Genomic DNA, 14765 nt, shown 5'->3' with positions numbered 1-14765 from the left:
CCCCGTTCGAGCGGGGTCCCCTTCTGGGAGGCGGTATGGAATGGCGGGATGAAGGCGCGCTTCTCTCCGTGCGTGCGCACGGGGAAAGCGCGGCGATCATCGAAGTGTTCACCCCGGCCCATGGCCGGCACGCGGGCGTGGTGCGGGGTGGCGGCTCGCGCCGGCTCGCGCCGATCCTGCAGCCCGGCGCGCAGCTCGACGTGACCTGGCGGGCGCGGCTGGACGAACATATCGGCGCGTTCACGGTGGAACCGATCCGGTCGCGCGCGGGGCTGATGGCCGACAGGCTGGCGCTTTCCGCGCTGAACTCGGTCTGTGCGCTTCTCCGCTTCACCCTCCCGGAACGCGAGCCGCACCCGTCGCTCTATGCCTCGACGATCGGCCTGCTGGATGCGCTCGGTGGAGAGCCGGACTGGCATCTCCGCTACGTGCGCTGGGAACTGAAGCTCCTCGAAGACATGGGCTACGGGCTTGACCTCGGCTCCTGCGCCGTGACGGGCGCGCGGGAAGAACTCGTCTACGTCAGCCCGAAATCCGGGCGCGCCGTGAGCCGGAAGGGCGCGGGCGAATGGGCGGACCGGCTTCTTCCGCTACCGCAGTTCCTTCTCGGCCAGGGGCCGGCTACGGTCGAGGAACTGGCGGCGGCCCTGAGGACGACGGGGCATTTCCTGGAACGCCATCTCGCCGCCGACCTGGGGGATAAGCCCCTCCCGGACTCGCGCCGCCGTTTCGTGGAACAACTCGCCCGTCAGTCCTGAAGGCGGACGAAGACCATCCGGCGTCCGGCATCGCCTGAAAGTGTCAGCACGTCCTCGTCCACCTCGACGGTGCGCATCGCGGCCAAGGCGTCGAGGAACCGGGTCTCGGCATCCAGTTCGGGGCAGGCCATCCGCGTCGCCGCGATCGGTCCCGCCGCGAAGTCCGGGTAGGTCGCCGACTGCGCCGCCGTGTAGCGGTTGCACGGTGCCGCACCCGCGATCCGGCCCTCTTGCGGGAATTCGATCGTGGCCTCGGCCGCGAATTCCGCGCCGTCGAGTTCCGTGAGCCGCCAGACCGATCCTTCCCCGGCAAGCGAGGTGAGCGTCGCATCCGACGTGCAGGCGGCCAGGAAGGGAAAGATCAGGGCAAACCGGCGGAACATGGGGACAGCCTGGCCGCGTCCGTGGCCCTTGGCAAGTCCGCGCCGCCGACGCCGTCCGCCAGCGACCGGTCCGTGTCGAAAACGGCCAAGACGAACGCGGGAGAAGTGGCGATAGGAGATCAAAGGAGAGCCCATGGCCAGCCGCTACATCCCCGAATGGATTCGTCATGCCCCGACGCCGAGCGTGAGGGGGTTCGCGATCCTTACGACCTTCGACTCCTCGGTGCGGGCCATGCTCGTTTCCGTCTGGCCACTCGTGATGTATCGCACGCTCGGCGATGCAGGGGCCGTCAGCCGGGTGTATTTCTGGGTCGGCGTCGCTGCGCTCGCGCTCGGCCTCATGGTGCCGTGGATGGGCCGCCTCATCCCGCGCCGCTGGATGTACACGCTCGGCATCAGCTTCTACCTGGTCGGTCCGCTGCTCGCGATCATGGGCGGCGCGATTCCGACCGCTCTCGGCCTTGCCGTCATGTCCGGCGGGACGGTGACGATCTTCATCTCGCTCAATGCCTACGTGATGGACTATATCGCGCGCTCGGAACTCGGGAAGGGCGAGACGCTGAAGCTCCTCTACAGCGGGATTTCCTGGGCCGTGGGGCCGGTCCTGGGGGTATGGCTGCTGAAACTGTGGGAGCCACTCCCCTTCCTCATCGCGATGGGCTTCGCGGTTGGCCAGGGCGCGACGTTCTGGGCGATGCGGCTTGGGAACGGCAAACTCATCAGTCGGGCGAGACGACCGGCGCCCAATCCCCTGGCCTACCTCGGCCGGTTCTTCGCCCAGCCGAGGCTCGTGGCGGGCTGGCTGTTCGCCGTGATCCGGTCCTGCGGCTGGTGGGTCTACGTGGTCTACCTGCCGATCTTCTGCATCGAGTCCGGGTTGGGTGATCAGATCGGTGGTCTCGCACTGTCGGCCTCGAACGCGTTCCTTCTGCTGGCGCCCTTCATGCTGCGCTGGATGCAGCGCAATTCGGTCCGTCACGCCGTCCGCACGGGCTTCCTTGCCGCCGGCACGCTGTTTCTGGTCTCGACCGGGGGGCTTCTCTGGCCGCCCTTCGCCGTGATCGCGCTTTTCGCGGCGTCCTTCTTCCTCGTGGTTCTCGACATGTGCGGGGGGCTGCCATTCCTTATGGCGGTGAAGCCCTCCGAACGAAGCGAGATGTCGGCTGTCTACTCAAGCTTCCGCGACGTGTCGGGGATAATCACGCCGGGCGTGGCATGGCTCGTGCTTCTTGGTGCGCCGCTCGCCGGTGTCTTCGCCGCAAGTGGCGCTGGTCTGCTGCTTGCCTGGGGTATCGCAGGACGGCTGCATCCGCGCCTTGGCGGGCAGCGGATGGCCGCGTAGCAATTCCGGCTTCGGGCGCGGAACTGGCACGCGCCCGACCCTCAGTCGAGTAGCCGCCGCGCGATCACCTGAGCCTGGATCTCCGCCGCGCCCTCGAAGATGTTGAGGATGCGCGCGTCGCAAAGGATCCGGCTGATCTTGTATTCCAGCGCGAAGCCGTTGCCGCCGTGGATTTGCAGCGCGTTGTCGGCCGCCGCCCAGGCCACGCGCGCGCCCAGAAGCTTCGCCATGCCGGCCTCGAGGTCGCAGCGCTTGTCGTGATCCTTCTGCCAGGCCGAATGGTAGGTCAGCTGTCGCGCGATCATGATTTCGACGGCCATCATCGCGAGCTTGCCCGCGACGCGCGGGAAGGCGATCAGGGACTTGCCGAACTGCTTGCGGTCTTCGGCGTACCGCAGCCCTTCTTCCAGCGCGGACTGCGCCACGCCGATCGCGCGGGCGGCGGTCTGGATGCGCGCCGATTCGAAGGTCTGCATCAGCTGCTTGAAGCCCTGGCCCGGCACGCCGCCCAGAAGGTTCTCGCCCTTCACGCGGAAACCGTCGAAGCCAAGCTCGTATTCCTTCATGCCCCGGTAGCCGAGGACCTCGATCTCGCCGCCGCTCATGCCGGGCGTCGGGAAGGGGTCTTCGTCCGTCCCCGGAGTCTTTTCGGCGAGGAACATCGACAGGCCGCGGTAGTCGGTCGTCTCCGGGTCGGTCCGCGCGAGAAGCGTCATCACGTGCGTCCGAGCGGCATGGGTGATCCAGGTCTTGTTGCCGGTGACGACCCAGTCATCGCCGTCCTTCACCGCGCGCGTCCGGAGGCTGCCGAGGTCGGAGCCGGTGTTCGGCTCGGTGAAGACGGCCGTGGGTAAAATTTCGCCGGAGGCGAGCTTCGGCAGCCAATTCGCCTTCTGCTCGGGCGTCCCGCCGCAGAGGATCAGCTCCGCCGCGATTTCGGACCGCGTGCCGAGAGAGCCCACGCCGATGTAGCCGCGACTCAATTCTTCGCTGACCACGACCATCGAGGCCTTGGAAAGGCCCAGACCGCCGAATTCCTCCGGGATCGTCAGGCCGAAGACGCCAAGCTCGGCAAGCTCCCGGATGATCTCCATCGGGATAAGTTCGTCCTTCAGGTGCCAGTCATGTGCATGCGGCACCACGCGCTCGTCGGCGTAGCGGCGGAACTGTTCGCGGATCATCTCCAGCTCGTCGTCGAGCCCCGTGGCGCCAAACGTCCCGGCGCCATGCGAATCGCGCATCAGTTCCACGAGCCGCTGGCGGGCGGCGGCCGTGTTGCCCCGGGCCATCAGGGTCTCTGCCGCTGCCGCGCCATCGGGCCAGGCAAGGCCGAGGTCCTGCAAGCGCGCAGTCTCGCCCTGGCTCATCGGAATCCCGCCCCGGATCTGGCCGAGGTATTCGCCGAAACCGATCTGAAGAATCAGCGCTTCCATCTCGCCGAACTTGCCCGCGTCGCGCAGACGGCCGGCCCAGGCGTCGAGTTGCCGTAGCGCTTCGACATAGGTCGCGAGCCAGGACAGCGCATGCGCGGCGAACTGCTGACGTTCCAGCGCGGCGCCGGAAACGCGGCCGTCCACGGTGACTTCGTTTCGCAGGGCGGTGGTCGCTTCGGCCAGAAGCGCCTCGACCGGGGAAAGAGCGGCTTCCGTCAGTTCCGTCAGGTCGGCAAGAACAAGGCCCTGCTGCATTTCGGCTCCGTCATGCGCCATGAATCGGCTCCCTTTTTGCGGTTGCAGCAGGAATAGGGATTTTGCATGTGCAGCGCAATATTAATTCGTGGAGGATTGCCGAAACGATTGAAAGTGTCGCGCGTGTTTTGCGGCTGCGCATGGTGAGCGGAAGCTTTATAGCCAACGGGAAAGCGCAAGGAATGCAGACGGATGTCCGGCCTCGATCCCGCCACCCTCGCCATCGTTCTGGCGATCACGCTCTTCGCGGGTTTCGTGAAGGGTGCGGTCGGCTTCGCGATGCCGATGATCATGATCTCGGCCTTCTCTTCCTTTCTTCCCGCAGAGACCGCACTCTCGCTCCTGATCCTTCCAACGCTCTTCACGAACATCGCCCAGGCGTTCCGGCAAGGCTGGCGGGCTGCCTGGGAAAGCACTGTCACCTACCGGCGCCACATCGTGATGGTCGTCGTGTTCCTTATGATCTCCGCGCAGTTCGCCACGGCGATCCCGCAGAAGGTGATGCTGGCGATCCTCGGCGTGCCGATCGTCGCCTTCGCGCTCTGGCAGCTTTCCGGACGGAGCCTTGCGATCCGGATCGAGCATCGCGGGCGGGTCGAGGCGTTCATGGGCATGATCGGGGGCCTGTATGGCGGCGTCTCCGGGATCTGGGGGCCGCCGCTCATCATCTACCTGCTTTCGATCGGGGCGGAGAAACGCGAACAGGTGCGGGTGCAGGGAGTGGTGTTCCTGATCGGCGCCGTGACGCTGACGGGTGCGCATCTCTATTCGGGCGTTCTGAACGAGAACACGCTTCCGCTCGCAGTGGTGGTGACGATCCCGGCGGCGATCGGGCTCTGGGGAGGGTTCCGGCTCCATGACCGGCTCGACCCGGCGCGATTCCGGCGCTGGACGCTGATTCTCCTCGCGATCACGGGCGCGAACCTCGTCCGGCGCGCGGCCGGGCTGTAGAGCGTCTGGCCGCCGGGCAGTTCGATCTGCCGGTGTGTCATCCCGCCGAAGGCCGGCTTCGTCAGGCGGCCGGCAACAGACTTCACCGTGACCCCGCGCGGACCAGTTTGGCGCGCGGCAGGGGGGGTATGGCCAGAATGTTGGGAAAAAGAAAAAAGTCGGCGCCGGACATGTTGCCGGCGCCGCCTGAATGGGTCGTCAGCCGATCGCGGCTGCCTGCACGTCGGCGTCGATGTAGGGGACGTACTGCGCGAAGTTGTCGGCAAACATCTTCACGAGCTTGGCCGCCTGGACGTCATAGGCAGCCTCGTCTTCCCAGGTCCGGCGCGGGTCGAGCAGGACGTCGGCCACTTCCGGCACCGAGACCGGAACCTCGAAGCCGAAGTTCGGGTCCTTGCGGAACTTCGCGTTCTTCAGCGAGCCGTCGAGCGCGGCGGTCAGCAGGATCCGCGTCGACCGGATCGGCATCCGCGCGCCCTTGCCGTAGGCGCCGCCGGTCCAGCCGGTGTTCACCAGCCAGCAGGTCGCGCCCGTCTTGGCGATCTTTTCCTGCAGGAGCTTCCCGTAAACCTCGGGGCGGCGCGGCATGAACGGCGCGCCGAAGCAGGTGGAGAAGGTGGGCTGCGGCTCGGTCACGCCCTGTTCGGTCCCCGCGACCTTCGAGGTGAAGCCCGACAGGAAGTGATACATCGCCTGAGCGGGCGTCAGCCGCGCGATGGGCGGCAGGACGCCGAACGCGTCGCAGGTCAGCATCACGATGTTCTTCGGATGCCCGCCAAGCGCGTTCTCCGAAGCGTTCGAGATGTATTCGAGCGGGTAGGCGCAGCGCATGTTCGCCGTCAGGCTGTCGTCCGAGAAGTCGAGTTCCCGGGTCTCCGGATCGAAGACCATGTTTTCGACGACGGACGCGAACTTGGTCGTCGTCGCGTGGATCTCGGGTTCTGCTTCCGGCGACAGGTGGATCGTCTTGGCGTAGCAGCCGCCCTCGAAGTTGAAGGTGCCGCGGTCCGACCAGCCGTGCTCGTCGTCACCGATGAGCGTCCGCGCGGGATCGGCCGAAAGTGTCGTCTTGCCGGTGCCGGAGAGGCCGAAGAAGACCGCCGTGTCGACCGGGTTGCCGATCGCGTGGTTGGCCGAGCAGTGCATGGCCATCACGCCCTTGCCGGGCAGGATGTAGTTGAGAAGCGTGAACACCGCCTTCTTGTTCTCGCCCGCGTAGGCCGTGCCGCCGATGAGGATCAGGCGCTTGTCGAAGTTCAGCGCGATCACCGTCTCGGACCGGCAGCCGTGCCGTTCCGGGTTCGCCGTGAACGAGGGGCAGTTGATGATCGTGAACTCCGGCACGAAGTCCGTGAGTTCTTCCCGCGACGGGCGGCGAAGCAGGTGGCGGATGAAAAGGCTGTGCCAGGCGAGTTCCGTCACGACGCGCACGTCGAGGCGATGCTCCGGATCGGCACCCGCGTAAAGATCCTGGACGTAGAACCGGCCGCCCTTCATGTGGGCGAGCATGTCGGCGTGCAGGCGGTCGAACGCATCAGGCGCCATCGGCGCGTTGTTTTCCCACCAGATGTTGTCCTCGACCGAGGAAGTGCGGACAACGAACTTGTCCTTGGGCGAGCGACCGGTGTGCTTGCCGGTCGTCACCAGCAGCGCACCACCCTTTCCGAGCGTGCCCTCGTCCCTGATCAGCGCCTGTTCCAGCAGGGCAGGCTCCATCAGGTTGTAATAGATCGCGCCGAGCCCCGTGATGCCCTGATCTTCCAAGCGGTTCGACGGGTTCACACGTCCTGTTGTCATCCTGCAAGCTCCTGAAGCCGCGTTGCGGCGTCGTAAGGTTTCCTTCGACCCCCGGGCCAGTGGGAGCCGACCGGCCGGAACGAAGGGCCGATACGGCCCTATAACATGCTGATCCGACGAAGAAATGGAAACTTTGCCTCAGTTAGCGCAACCATTTCCCTGTTAGCGCAACAATCGCCCGGGATCGGGTCCTGGGGGCGCGATTGGTGACATAAAATGGACAAACCCTTTCTATAACATCGTCTCTCTGGGGCAACGCTTGTTGCGATTCGGTCAATTGGTATTGATTGCGTGGCCCGGAATAAGGACTATGCGGAAAAATCAAGCACGAAGAGCAGTACGGGAATGATGACAATGGCCAGGATCGCGTTGGTCGACGACGACCGGAACATCCTGACGTCCGTCCAGATGACACTGGAAGCCGAGGGCTTCGAAGTGGAAACCTACAATGACGGGCAGTCGGCGCTGGATGCCTTCAACAAACGACTGCCGGACATGGCGGTCCTCGATATCAAGATGCCACGCATGGACGGGATGGACTTGCTTCAGCGGCTCCGACAGAAGACGTCGATGCCGGTGATCTTCCTCACGTCCAAGGACGACGAGATAGATGAGGTGCTCGGCCTCCGGATGGGCGCAGACGACTACGTCAAGAAGCCCTTCTCGCAGCGTCTCCTCGTCGAACGCATCCGGGCGCTTCTGCGCCGGCAGGAGGCGATCGACTCGGGCGAAGTCGCCACGACCGAGGAAACCAAGATCATGGTCCGCGGAAACCTGACGATGGACCCGCTGCGCCATTCCGTGAGCTGGAAGGGGAAGGACGTGACGCTCACAGTCACCGAATTCCTGCTTCTCCAGGCGCTCGCGCAGCGGCCCGGCTTCGTGAAGAGCCGCGACCAGTTGATGGATGTGGCCTATGACGACCAGGTCTATGTGGACGATCGCACGATCGACAGCCACATCAAGCGGCTCAGGAAGAAGATGCGGACGGTGGACGACGACTTTTCGGCCATCGAGACGCTCTACGGTATCGGCTACAGATACAACGAAGAATGACGCTGACGTCCAAGATCGACGTTAAGATGCCGGAGCACCGTCCGAGCGCAGGCGTTGTCTTGGGCGAAGACTGGGTCGCGCCGGAAAGCACGGTGGACATGGAGCTCCGTGCGGAGCGCGAGCGGCGGCGCTTTGTCAGCGTCAACCGTTCGCCGCTGGCGCGCAAGCTCGTCACCTTCAACCTGCTGGCCATTGTCGTTCTGGTGGCGGGTGTCCTTTACCTGAACCCGTTCCGCAGCAATCTCGTCTACTTGCGGGAAACGGCGCTCGCCACCAAGGTCCAGCTTGCAGCAAGCGCCTACCAGCGCCAGCTTGCCACCGAGGCGCAGGCGTCGGTCGGCATCGCTCGAGAGCTTCCGAAAGGTCTGCTCGAACTGGAGCTTCCCGAGGGCTCGGCATTCTACCTGTTCAACGTCGATGGCCGGATCGTCGGCACGGTGCGCGGCCGGGCGGAAGTGCTGCAAACGGTCGACGGCGGCACCGCCCCCGATCTTCGTCCGACGCCGATCGTCAGTTTCCTCGATGATGTCTGGTCAAGCCTCGTCGCGCTCCTTACCGGTCCGCAGGCCGCCACTTCCTCCGCACTCGATGCCCGGGTGCAGGCGGCCCGGCTGTTCGCCGGGGCCAAGGACGGTGCCACGAAGGTCGAAACCGGGCGCACTCATTCCGGCGACACGCTGATTTCGGCGGCGACGCCGGTGCTCCGCGATGGCCAGGTCGTCGGCGTGCTGGCCCTTTCGACCTGGGCGCCGGAGATCGACCTTCTCGTCCGAACCGAGCGTGAACAGGTCCTGCAGATCGGCCTGATCGCGGCCGTGGTATCGATCGCGTTCAGCCTGCTTCTTGCCTCGACGATCTCGAACCCGCTCTCCGACCTCGCCACGGCGGCGGAACTCGGCCGCGACAGGAACGCCCGCAAGATTTCCCCCGGCCGCGTCCGCATTCCAGACCTAACCGCGCGGCCCGACGAGATCGGCCGCCTTTCCGCCGCCATGCGTGGAATGGTCGCGGCGCTCTACGACCGGATCGACGCGAACGAACAATTTGCCGCCGACGTCGCGCACGAGATCAAGAACCCGCTCGCGAGCCTGCGATCCGCCGTGGGCACGATGCGCGTGGCCAAGCGCGACGACCAGCGCGAGAAGCTGCTTGCGGTGATCGAGCATGACGTCCGCCGGCTCGACCGGCTGGTCAGCGACATCTCCAACGCCTCGCGGCTCGATAGCGAGCTTGTGAAAGAGGAGGAGGAAAGCTTCGACCTCCTCAAGATGCTGTCGAACATCGTCGAGTACCAGACCGAGGAAGCCCGCGCGAAGGGCGTCGATTTCATCGCCGACCTGCCGCAGCAGCCGATCATGATCCTCGGCCTCGAGGCCCGGCTCGCGCAGGTTTTCGTCAACATCATCTCGAACGCGATTTCCTTCTGCGAGGCGGGTGACGCCGTTCGCGTCTGGGCGCGGCAGCGGGAAAACCGCGTGCTCGTCGTGGTCGAGGATACGGGCCCCGGCATACCGGAACAGGCGCTGACGAAGGTCTTCAAGCGTTTCTATTCGGAACGCCCCGTGGGGCAATTCGGGAACCATTCCGGCCTCGGTCTGGCCATCTCGAAGCAGATCGTCGAAGCTCATGGTGGCGTGATCTGGGCCGAGAACATTCGCCCGACGAATGCCGACATCACCTCCGAACCTCTGGGCGCACGCTTTGTCGTGGGCCTTCCGTTGTGAGCCCCGCCACGGCAATCCGCACAACCGGGGAAGTCCTGCACGCGTCCTGCGTGGCATTCGGCCCGGCCGCGATTCTCATCCTCGGCCCGTCCGGCTCGGGGAAGTCGGCTCTCGCGCTTCAACTCATGGCGCTGGGCTGCGACCTCGTCAGCGACGACCGGACCGAGGTGTCGATCGACGGTGAGGCCGTGATGGCGCGCGCCCCCGCCGCGATCCGCGGCATGATCGAGGCACGCGGCATTGGCCTTCTTGCCGCCGACGTGCGCGACAGGGTCCCGGTCCGGTTCGTCGTCGACCTTTCGCAGACCGAGACGGAGCGTCTGCCGCCCCCGCGTCAGACCAATGTGCTCGGCCGTGAGATGCCGCTCATTCACAGGGTGGAGAGCGCATATTTTCCGGCGGCGATCCTGCAATATCTCAAGGGCGGGAGGTCCGCGTGAACAAGGCCGAGGAACAACAGAGCGACAGCCAGGCCGTCCAGCGGGTCGTGCTGGTGACGGGCCCGTCGGGGTCTGGCCGGTCGACCGCGATCGATGCGCTCGAAGACCTCGGCTACGAGCCGATCGACAACCTGCCCCTGAGCCTCGTTCCGCGCCTTCTCGAAGGCCCGCCCATCAACTGTCCCATGGCGCTCGGCATCGACGTGCGCAACCGCGAATTCTCGACCGGGGGGATGATCGAGCTCATCGACTACCTGACGCGCATCCCCTCGGTCATCCCGGAGGTCCTGTTCCTCGATTGCAGCAACTCCGAGCTCCGGCGCCGTTACGGCGAGACGCGTCGCCGGCACCCGCTGGCAAAGGCGGAGGACCCGGACGCAGCTATCGCGCAGGAGATCGACATACTCGCACCGATCAAGGCGCGGGCGGACGTGCTCATCGACACATCGGAACTCTCGCCGCATGACCTCAAGGCGGAAATCGCGCGCTGGTTTGCCCAGGCAGACGAGGCGCGGCTCAGCATCTCGGTGCAGTCCTTCTCCTACAAGCGCGGCGCACCGCGCGGGCTGGACCTGATGTTCGACTGCCGGTTCCTGCGCAATCCGCATTGGGAACCCGCGCTCCGCGCGCTCGACGGTCGCGACCCGGTGGCCGCCGCCTATGTCGAGGCCGACCCGCGCTACGCGGCATTCTGCGACAAGATTCTGGACTTGCTCGCCCTTCTCCTTCCGGCGCAACTCGAAGAAGGCAAGAGCCATCTCGCCGTCGGATTCGGCTGTACGGGAGGGCAACACCGTTCCGTTACGATTGCGGAAAAAGTGGCCAAAGCGCTTGCGGAGGCCGGGTGGCAGGTGTCTAAGAGGCACCGTGAACTGGAAAGGCGGGCCGAAGGCCCCGCAACGGAAAAGGCAGGATAACCGGGCGTGATCGGCATCGTGATTGTCGCACATGGCGGGTTGGCGCGGGAATACCTCGCCGCTGTCGAACACGTCGTGGGCAAACAGACCGGAATCCTTGCCATCGCGATCGAAGACGATCATGACCGAGCCGCGAAACAGGCCGAAATCTGCGCCGCAGCCGATTCCGTCGACGATGGAACGGGCGTGGTCGTGGTGACCGACATGTTCGGCGGCTCCCCCGCCAATCTGTCTCTCATGGCCTGTGTCGAGAAGGATCGGCAGATCCTCTACGGCGCGAATCTGCCGATGCTGATCAAGCTGGCGAAATCCCGAAACCTTCCCGTTCCCGAGGCCGTAGCCTCCGCTCTCGACGCCGGGCGCAAATACATCGACTGTTACAGGGTATCGGGACAGCCCGCAAAATGACGACTTTCCGGCAACTTAGGATCGTGAACGAAAAGGGTCTGCATGCGCGCGCATCGGCCCGCTTCGTCGAGACGGTTGAACAATTCAACGCCAGGGCCCAAGTTTCCAGAGACGGGATGACCGTTTCCGGCGACAGCATCATGGGTCTTTTGATGTTGGCAGCGTCCAAGGGAACCGTTATTGACGTGCATTGCGACGGACCAGAGGAAACGGAACTGGCCGACGCGCTGGATAGTCTGGTGGCGGATCGCTTCGGGGAAGATTTCTGAGCGGTGCATCCGGTCCCCACGAAAAGCCCACCTTTCGGAGTAGATCGTGAAGGCCAATCGCAAGAACCCCGGTATCGGGCATCCCGACTACATCCCGTACGACACCAGTACGCTCACATTCGCGGAGTCTGGCGCAAGCCCCGCGCGGGCGCAGCTGATCCGCGCCATCGAATGGGTGACGGGCAAGATCACCCTTCTCAGGATCGCCAACGAATTCGAGAAGGGCGGCCGGGTCTATGAGACCACGTTCTGGGAAAAGATCCTCGACCTTCTGAAGATCGAGCTCCAATGCACCGAGGAAGAGATCCAGCGCATCCCGGCTTCGGGCCCTGTCGTCATGGTCGCCAACCATCCCTACGGCTTCGTCGACGGTGTCGCTCTGACCAGCATCGTCTCCAGGGTGCGGCCTGATCTGAAGATCCTTACGCGCGCCTTCTTCGCGAAGATCCCGGAAATCGACGCGCACATGGTGCCCGTCGCCTTCCCGCATGACCCGGATTCGACGCAGAAGAACATCGCCGTCCGCAAGGAGGTGATGGAGCACCTGGACCAGGGCGGTGTCGTAATCCTCTTCCCGGCTGGGCGTGTGGCCACGGCGCGCAAGCTCTTCGGCGAGGCCCTCGAGCACGACTGGAACCCCTTCACCTCCAAGATGATCCTGAAAAGCAGGGCGCGGGTGGTGCCGGTCTACTTCTCCGGTCAGAACGGCCCGATGTACCAATTCGTTCAACACTTCTCGCCGACGCTGCGCCAGAGCCTCATGATGCATGAGATCACGCGCCTCATGGGCAAGCCGATCCGTCCGGTCATCGGACAGCCGATCGAGCGCGAGGAGATCGATCCCTGGGTCCTGAACCCCCGCGGCTTCATGGAGCATCTTCGTGAGCGGACCCTTCAGCTGAGGAACCAGCAGAAGTAGCCGCCCATCGGCCTTTGAGGATTTTCGGCGTCAGCGCGTCGGCACCGGTTCCTCACCCCGATAGTCGTAGAAACCCCGCTTGGTCTTGCGGCCAAGCCAGCCGGCCTCGACGTATTTTGTCAGGAGCGGGCAGGGCCGGTACTTCGTGTCGGCGAGGCCGTCGTGCAGCACGTTCATGATCGCCAGGCAGGTGTCGAGGCCGATGAAATCCGCCAATTCCAGCGGCCCCATCGGGTGGTTCGCGCCAAGCTTCATCGAGGAATCGATCGACTTCACGGAGCCAACGCCCTCGTAGAGCGTATAGACAGCTTCATTGATCATCGGCATGAGGATCCGGTTCACGATGAAGGCCGGGAAATCCTCCGCGCTCGCCGCCGTCTTGCCGAGCTTTTCGACCACGGCCAGGAGCGTCTTGTAGGTCGGTTCATCGGTCGCGATGCCGCGGATCAGTTCCACGAGCTGCATCACCGGCACCGGGTTCATGAAGTGGAACCCCATGAACTTCTCCGGCCGGTCCGTGCGCGAGGCGAGCCGGGTGATCGAGATCGAAGAGGTGTTCGACGTCAGGATCGTATGCGGCAGAAGGTGCGGGACCAGGTCTTCGAAGATCGCCTGCTTCACGGTTTCACGCTCGGTTGCGGCCTCGATCACGAGGTCGGTCTTGCCAAGGTCCGCGAGCGTCAGAGTCGTCCGGATCCGGCCAAGCGCTTCGGACTTGTCCTCTTCGGAGATCTTGCCACGAGAGATCTGGCGATCGAGGTTCTTCGAGATCACCGCAAGCGCCTTGTCCAGCGACTCCTGGCTGATGTCGTTCATCAGAACTTCGTAGCCCGCTAGCGCGAAGACATGGGCGATGCCGTTGCCCATCTGGCCCGCACCCACGATGCCAACCGACCTGATTTCCATTGCTCTGCCCCTTACCGATGCGTGGCAGACCTTATGCCCCGCCCGACCGCCCGCGCAAGGCCGAACACGCCGCCAAAAGGGCAGCTTTCGACCTGTCAGCCGTTTCCGCTTAGCTGTTTCGTAAGGGATGGGGCGCAATCTGGCCGCGGGTGTATCAAAACTACGGTGGGATCAGATGACCTACGAATATCCGGGCGACGGCGCCCTGGACTATCTTCCGTGCCGCTACGGTCAATCGAAGCTTCTGTTCCGCGGGCCCCGGCGCCAGCTTGACGGCCGGTATTTCGCCGTCCTCGGCGGAACGGAGACCTACGGGAAATTCGTCGAAATCCCTTACCCCTCGCTCCTCGAAGGCACACTGGGGATGCCGGTCGTGAACTTCGGCTACCTGAATGCCGGGGCCGATGTCTTCCTGAACGATCCCTCGATCATCAGGTCCTGCAACGGCGCGCGCGCGACCGTCATACAGCTCACCGGGGCGCACAACCTGTCGAACCGGTTCTACGCCGTGCATCCTCGACGCAATGACCGGTTCCTCAGGGCCTCGACGCTGATGAAGACGGTGTTCCGCGAGGTGGACTTCACCGAGTTCCATTTCACGCGCCACATGCTCTCGGCGCTGAAGGAACGCGCCCCGGAGAAGTTCCCGATCCTGGTCGAGGAGTTGCGATCAGCATGGGTGGCCCGGATGCGGTCGCTTCTGCAGAGGATCGAGGGGGAGACCGTGCTGCTGTGGATTTCCGACGGCCATGCCGCACTGCCGGACCGCGACGCCCTCGGCCCCGAACCGCTGCTGGTCGACGAAGAGATGGTGGACGAAATCCGCCCCTACGCGAGCAGGCTGGTCAAGGTGGCGCCCAGCAGAGACGCGCGCGACGCCGGAACGCAGGGCATGCATTTCGCCCCGCTGGACGCGCTTGCCGCCACCCGGTTGCCGGGGCCTCGTGTCCATCAGGAGGTCGCCGACGCCCTCGCCCCCTTCTTGAAGTCGCTGGTCTAGAGCCCAAAATGCGAAGGCCCGCCGGTCGGCGGGCCTTCAACTTCACTGTTTCAGCCGAAGGATGGCTCAGATCTTCTCGATCAGTTCCGGCACCGCGGTGAACAGGTCCGCGACGAGGCCGTAGTCGGCGACCTGGAAGATCGGGGCTTCTTCGTCCTTGTTGATGGCGACGATGACCTTCGAATCCTTCATGCCGGCGAGGTGCTG

The 14765-nt window shown here is 64.7% G+C and carries 15 protein-coding genes and 1 pseudogene; 11 read left to right on the top strand and 5 right to left on the bottom strand.

Annotated elements, in window-relative coordinates:
- Positions 1-35 precede the first annotated feature (35 nt).
- Positions 36-758: a DNA repair protein RecO gene (gene recO / locus ABCN56_RS07300; protein ID WP_343080147.1), complete on the top strand. Its 723-nt coding sequence runs from the start codon at positions 36-38 to the stop codon at positions 756-758.
- On the opposite strand, the gene ABCN56_RS07295 is transcribed toward recO, so the two are convergent.
- A complete protein-coding gene (locus tag ABCN56_RS07295; RefSeq protein ID WP_343080146.1) occupies positions 749-1141 on the bottom strand; it encodes an META domain-containing protein in 393 nt (130 codons plus the stop codon). The genes recO and ABCN56_RS07295 overlap by 10 nt on opposite strands.
- A 133-nt stretch (positions 1142-1274) precedes the next feature.
- Between ABCN56_RS07295 and ABCN56_RS07290 the strand changes: the two genes are divergently transcribed.
- The gene (locus tag ABCN56_RS07290) at positions 1275-2483 is read left to right on the top strand and encodes an MFS transporter (RefSeq protein ID WP_343080145.1); all 1209 of its coding nucleotides are present in this window, start codon (positions 1275-1277) and stop codon (positions 2481-2483) included.
- Between the two features lie 41 nt (positions 2484-2524).
- Here the strand turns inward: ABCN56_RS07290 and ABCN56_RS07285 are convergent, their stop codons facing one another.
- Positions 2525-4192 carry an acyl-CoA dehydrogenase family protein gene (locus ABCN56_RS07285; RefSeq protein WP_343080144.1) on the bottom strand — a complete coding sequence of 556 codons (1668 nt, stop codon included), beginning with the start codon at positions 4190-4192 and terminating at the stop codon, positions 2525-2527.
- A gap of 171 nt (positions 4193-4363) precedes the next feature.
- On the opposite strand from ABCN56_RS07285, the gene ABCN56_RS07280 reads away from it, so the two are divergent.
- A complete protein-coding gene (locus ABCN56_RS07280) occupies positions 4364-5122 on the top strand; it encodes a sulfite exporter TauE/SafE family protein (RefSeq protein ID WP_343080143.1) in 759 nt (252 codons plus the stop codon).
- A gap of 198 nt (positions 5123-5320) precedes the next feature.
- On the opposite strand, the gene ABCN56_RS07275 is transcribed toward ABCN56_RS07280, so the two are convergent.
- Positions 5321-6919 (bottom strand): phosphoenolpyruvate carboxykinase, encoded by a 1599-nt coding sequence (locus ABCN56_RS07275; protein ID WP_343080142.1) that lies wholly within the window; start codon positions 6917-6919, stop codon positions 5321-5323.
- A 354-nt stretch (positions 6920-7273) separates the two neighbouring features.
- Between ABCN56_RS07275 and ABCN56_RS07270 the strand changes: the two genes are divergently transcribed.
- The 7 genes from ABCN56_RS07270 to ABCN56_RS07240 are packed head-to-tail and all read left to right on the top strand — an operon-like array spanning position 7274 to position 12652.
- A complete protein-coding gene (locus ABCN56_RS07270) occupies positions 7274-7975 on the top strand; it encodes a response regulator transcription factor (protein ID WP_343080141.1) in 702 nt (233 codons plus the stop codon).
- Entirely contained in the window at positions 7972-9699 is a 1728-nt protein-coding gene (locus ABCN56_RS07265) for an ATP-binding protein (protein ID WP_343080140.1), read from the top strand. Before ABCN56_RS07270 ends, ABCN56_RS07265 begins: the two co-directional genes overlap by 4 nt.
- Positions 9696-10139 carry an HPr kinase/phosphorylase gene (locus ABCN56_RS07260; protein ID WP_425466087.1) on the top strand — a complete coding sequence of 148 codons (444 nt, stop codon included), beginning with the start codon at positions 9696-9698 and terminating at the stop codon, positions 10137-10139. The genes ABCN56_RS07265 and ABCN56_RS07260 overlap by 4 nt, the downstream gene beginning before the upstream one ends.
- On the top strand, positions 10136-11056 hold the full coding sequence (gene rapZ / locus ABCN56_RS07255; protein ID WP_343080139.1) for an RNase adapter RapZ: 921 nt from the start codon (positions 10136-10138) through the stop codon (positions 11054-11056). Before ABCN56_RS07260 ends, rapZ begins: the two co-directional genes overlap by 4 nt.
- Positions 11057-11062: 6 nt before the next feature.
- A complete protein-coding gene (locus ABCN56_RS07250; RefSeq protein ID WP_343080138.1) occupies positions 11063-11464 on the top strand; it encodes a PTS sugar transporter subunit IIA in 402 nt (133 codons plus the stop codon).
- Positions 11461-11733 (top strand): HPr family phosphocarrier protein, encoded by a 273-nt coding sequence (locus ABCN56_RS07245; RefSeq protein ID WP_343080137.1) that lies wholly within the window; start codon positions 11461-11463, stop codon positions 11731-11733. The genes ABCN56_RS07250 and ABCN56_RS07245 overlap by 4 nt, the downstream gene beginning before the upstream one ends.
- 46 nt (positions 11734-11779) lie before the next feature.
- The gene (locus ABCN56_RS07240) at positions 11780-12652 is read left to right on the top strand and encodes a lysophospholipid acyltransferase family protein (protein WP_343080136.1); all 873 of its coding nucleotides are present in this window, start codon (positions 11780-11782) and stop codon (positions 12650-12652) included.
- Positions 12653-12682: 30 nt separating this feature from the next.
- Here the strand turns inward: ABCN56_RS07240 and ABCN56_RS07235 are convergent, their stop codons facing one another.
- Entirely contained in the window at positions 12683-13558 is an 876-nt protein-coding gene (locus ABCN56_RS07235) for a 3-hydroxybutyryl-CoA dehydrogenase (protein ID WP_343080135.1), read from the bottom strand.
- A 175-nt stretch (positions 13559-13733) separates the two neighbouring features.
- Here ABCN56_RS07235 and ABCN56_RS07230 point away from each other — a divergent pair, with 175 nt between their 5' ends.
- Positions 13734-14558, top strand: coding sequence for a DUF6473 family protein (locus ABCN56_RS07230; RefSeq protein WP_343080134.1), 825 nt, complete (start codon positions 13734-13736; stop codon positions 14556-14558).
- 66 nt (positions 14559-14624) lie between these two features.
- On the opposite strand, the pseudogene ABCN56_RS07225 reads toward ABCN56_RS07230, so the two are convergent.
- Positions 14625-14765, bottom strand: a pseudogene (locus ABCN56_RS07225) (electron transfer flavoprotein subunit alpha/FixB family protein); the annotation flags it as partial.

Origin of the sequence: Ostreiculturibacter nitratireducens (genome assembly GCF_032670585.1) — a bacterium.
In the GTDB taxonomy this organism is placed as follows: Bacteria; Pseudomonadota; Alphaproteobacteria; order Rhodobacterales; family Rhodobacteraceae; genus Ostreiculturibacter; species Ostreiculturibacter nitratireducens.
The sequence above is the reverse complement of the archived record's forward strand: the minus strand, read 5'-3'. Positions and strand labels throughout refer to the sequence as shown.

Coding starts and splice junctions, on each gene's coding strand:
- recO (WP_343080147.1), top strand. CDS start 36: ATGGAATGGCGGGATGAAGGCGCGCTTCTCTCCGTGCGTGCGCACGGG.
- ABCN56_RS07295 (WP_343080146.1), bottom strand. CDS start 1,141: ATGTTCCGCCGGTTTGCCCTGATCTTTCCCTTCCTGGCCGCCTGCACG.
- ABCN56_RS07290 (WP_343080145.1), top strand. CDS start 1,275: ATGGCCAGCCGCTACATCCCCGAATGGATTCGTCATGCCCCGACGCCG.
- ABCN56_RS07285 (WP_343080144.1), bottom strand. CDS start 4,192: ATGGCGCATGACGGAGCCGAAATGCAGCAGGGCCTTGTTCTTGCCGAC.
- ABCN56_RS07280 (WP_343080143.1), top strand. CDS start 4,364: ATGTCCGGCCTCGATCCCGCCACCCTCGCCATCGTTCTGGCGATCACG.
- ABCN56_RS07275 (WP_343080142.1), bottom strand. CDS start 6,919: ATGACAACAGGACGTGTGAACCCGTCGAACCGCTTGGAAGATCAGGGC.
- ABCN56_RS07270 (WP_343080141.1), top strand. CDS start 7,274: ATGGCCAGGATCGCGTTGGTCGACGACGACCGGAACATCCTGACGTCC.
- ABCN56_RS07265 (WP_343080140.1), top strand. CDS start 7,972: ATGACGCTGACGTCCAAGATCGACGTTAAGATGCCGGAGCACCGTCCG.
- ABCN56_RS07245 (WP_343080137.1), top strand. CDS start 11,461: ATGACGACTTTCCGGCAACTTAGGATCGTGAACGAAAAGGGTCTGCAT.
- ABCN56_RS07235 (WP_343080135.1), bottom strand. CDS start 13,558: ATGGAAATCAGGTCGGTTGGCATCGTGGGTGCGGGCCAGATGGGCAAC.
- ABCN56_RS07230 (WP_343080134.1), top strand. CDS start 13,734: ATGACCTACGAATATCCGGGCGACGGCGCCCTGGACTATCTTCCGTGC.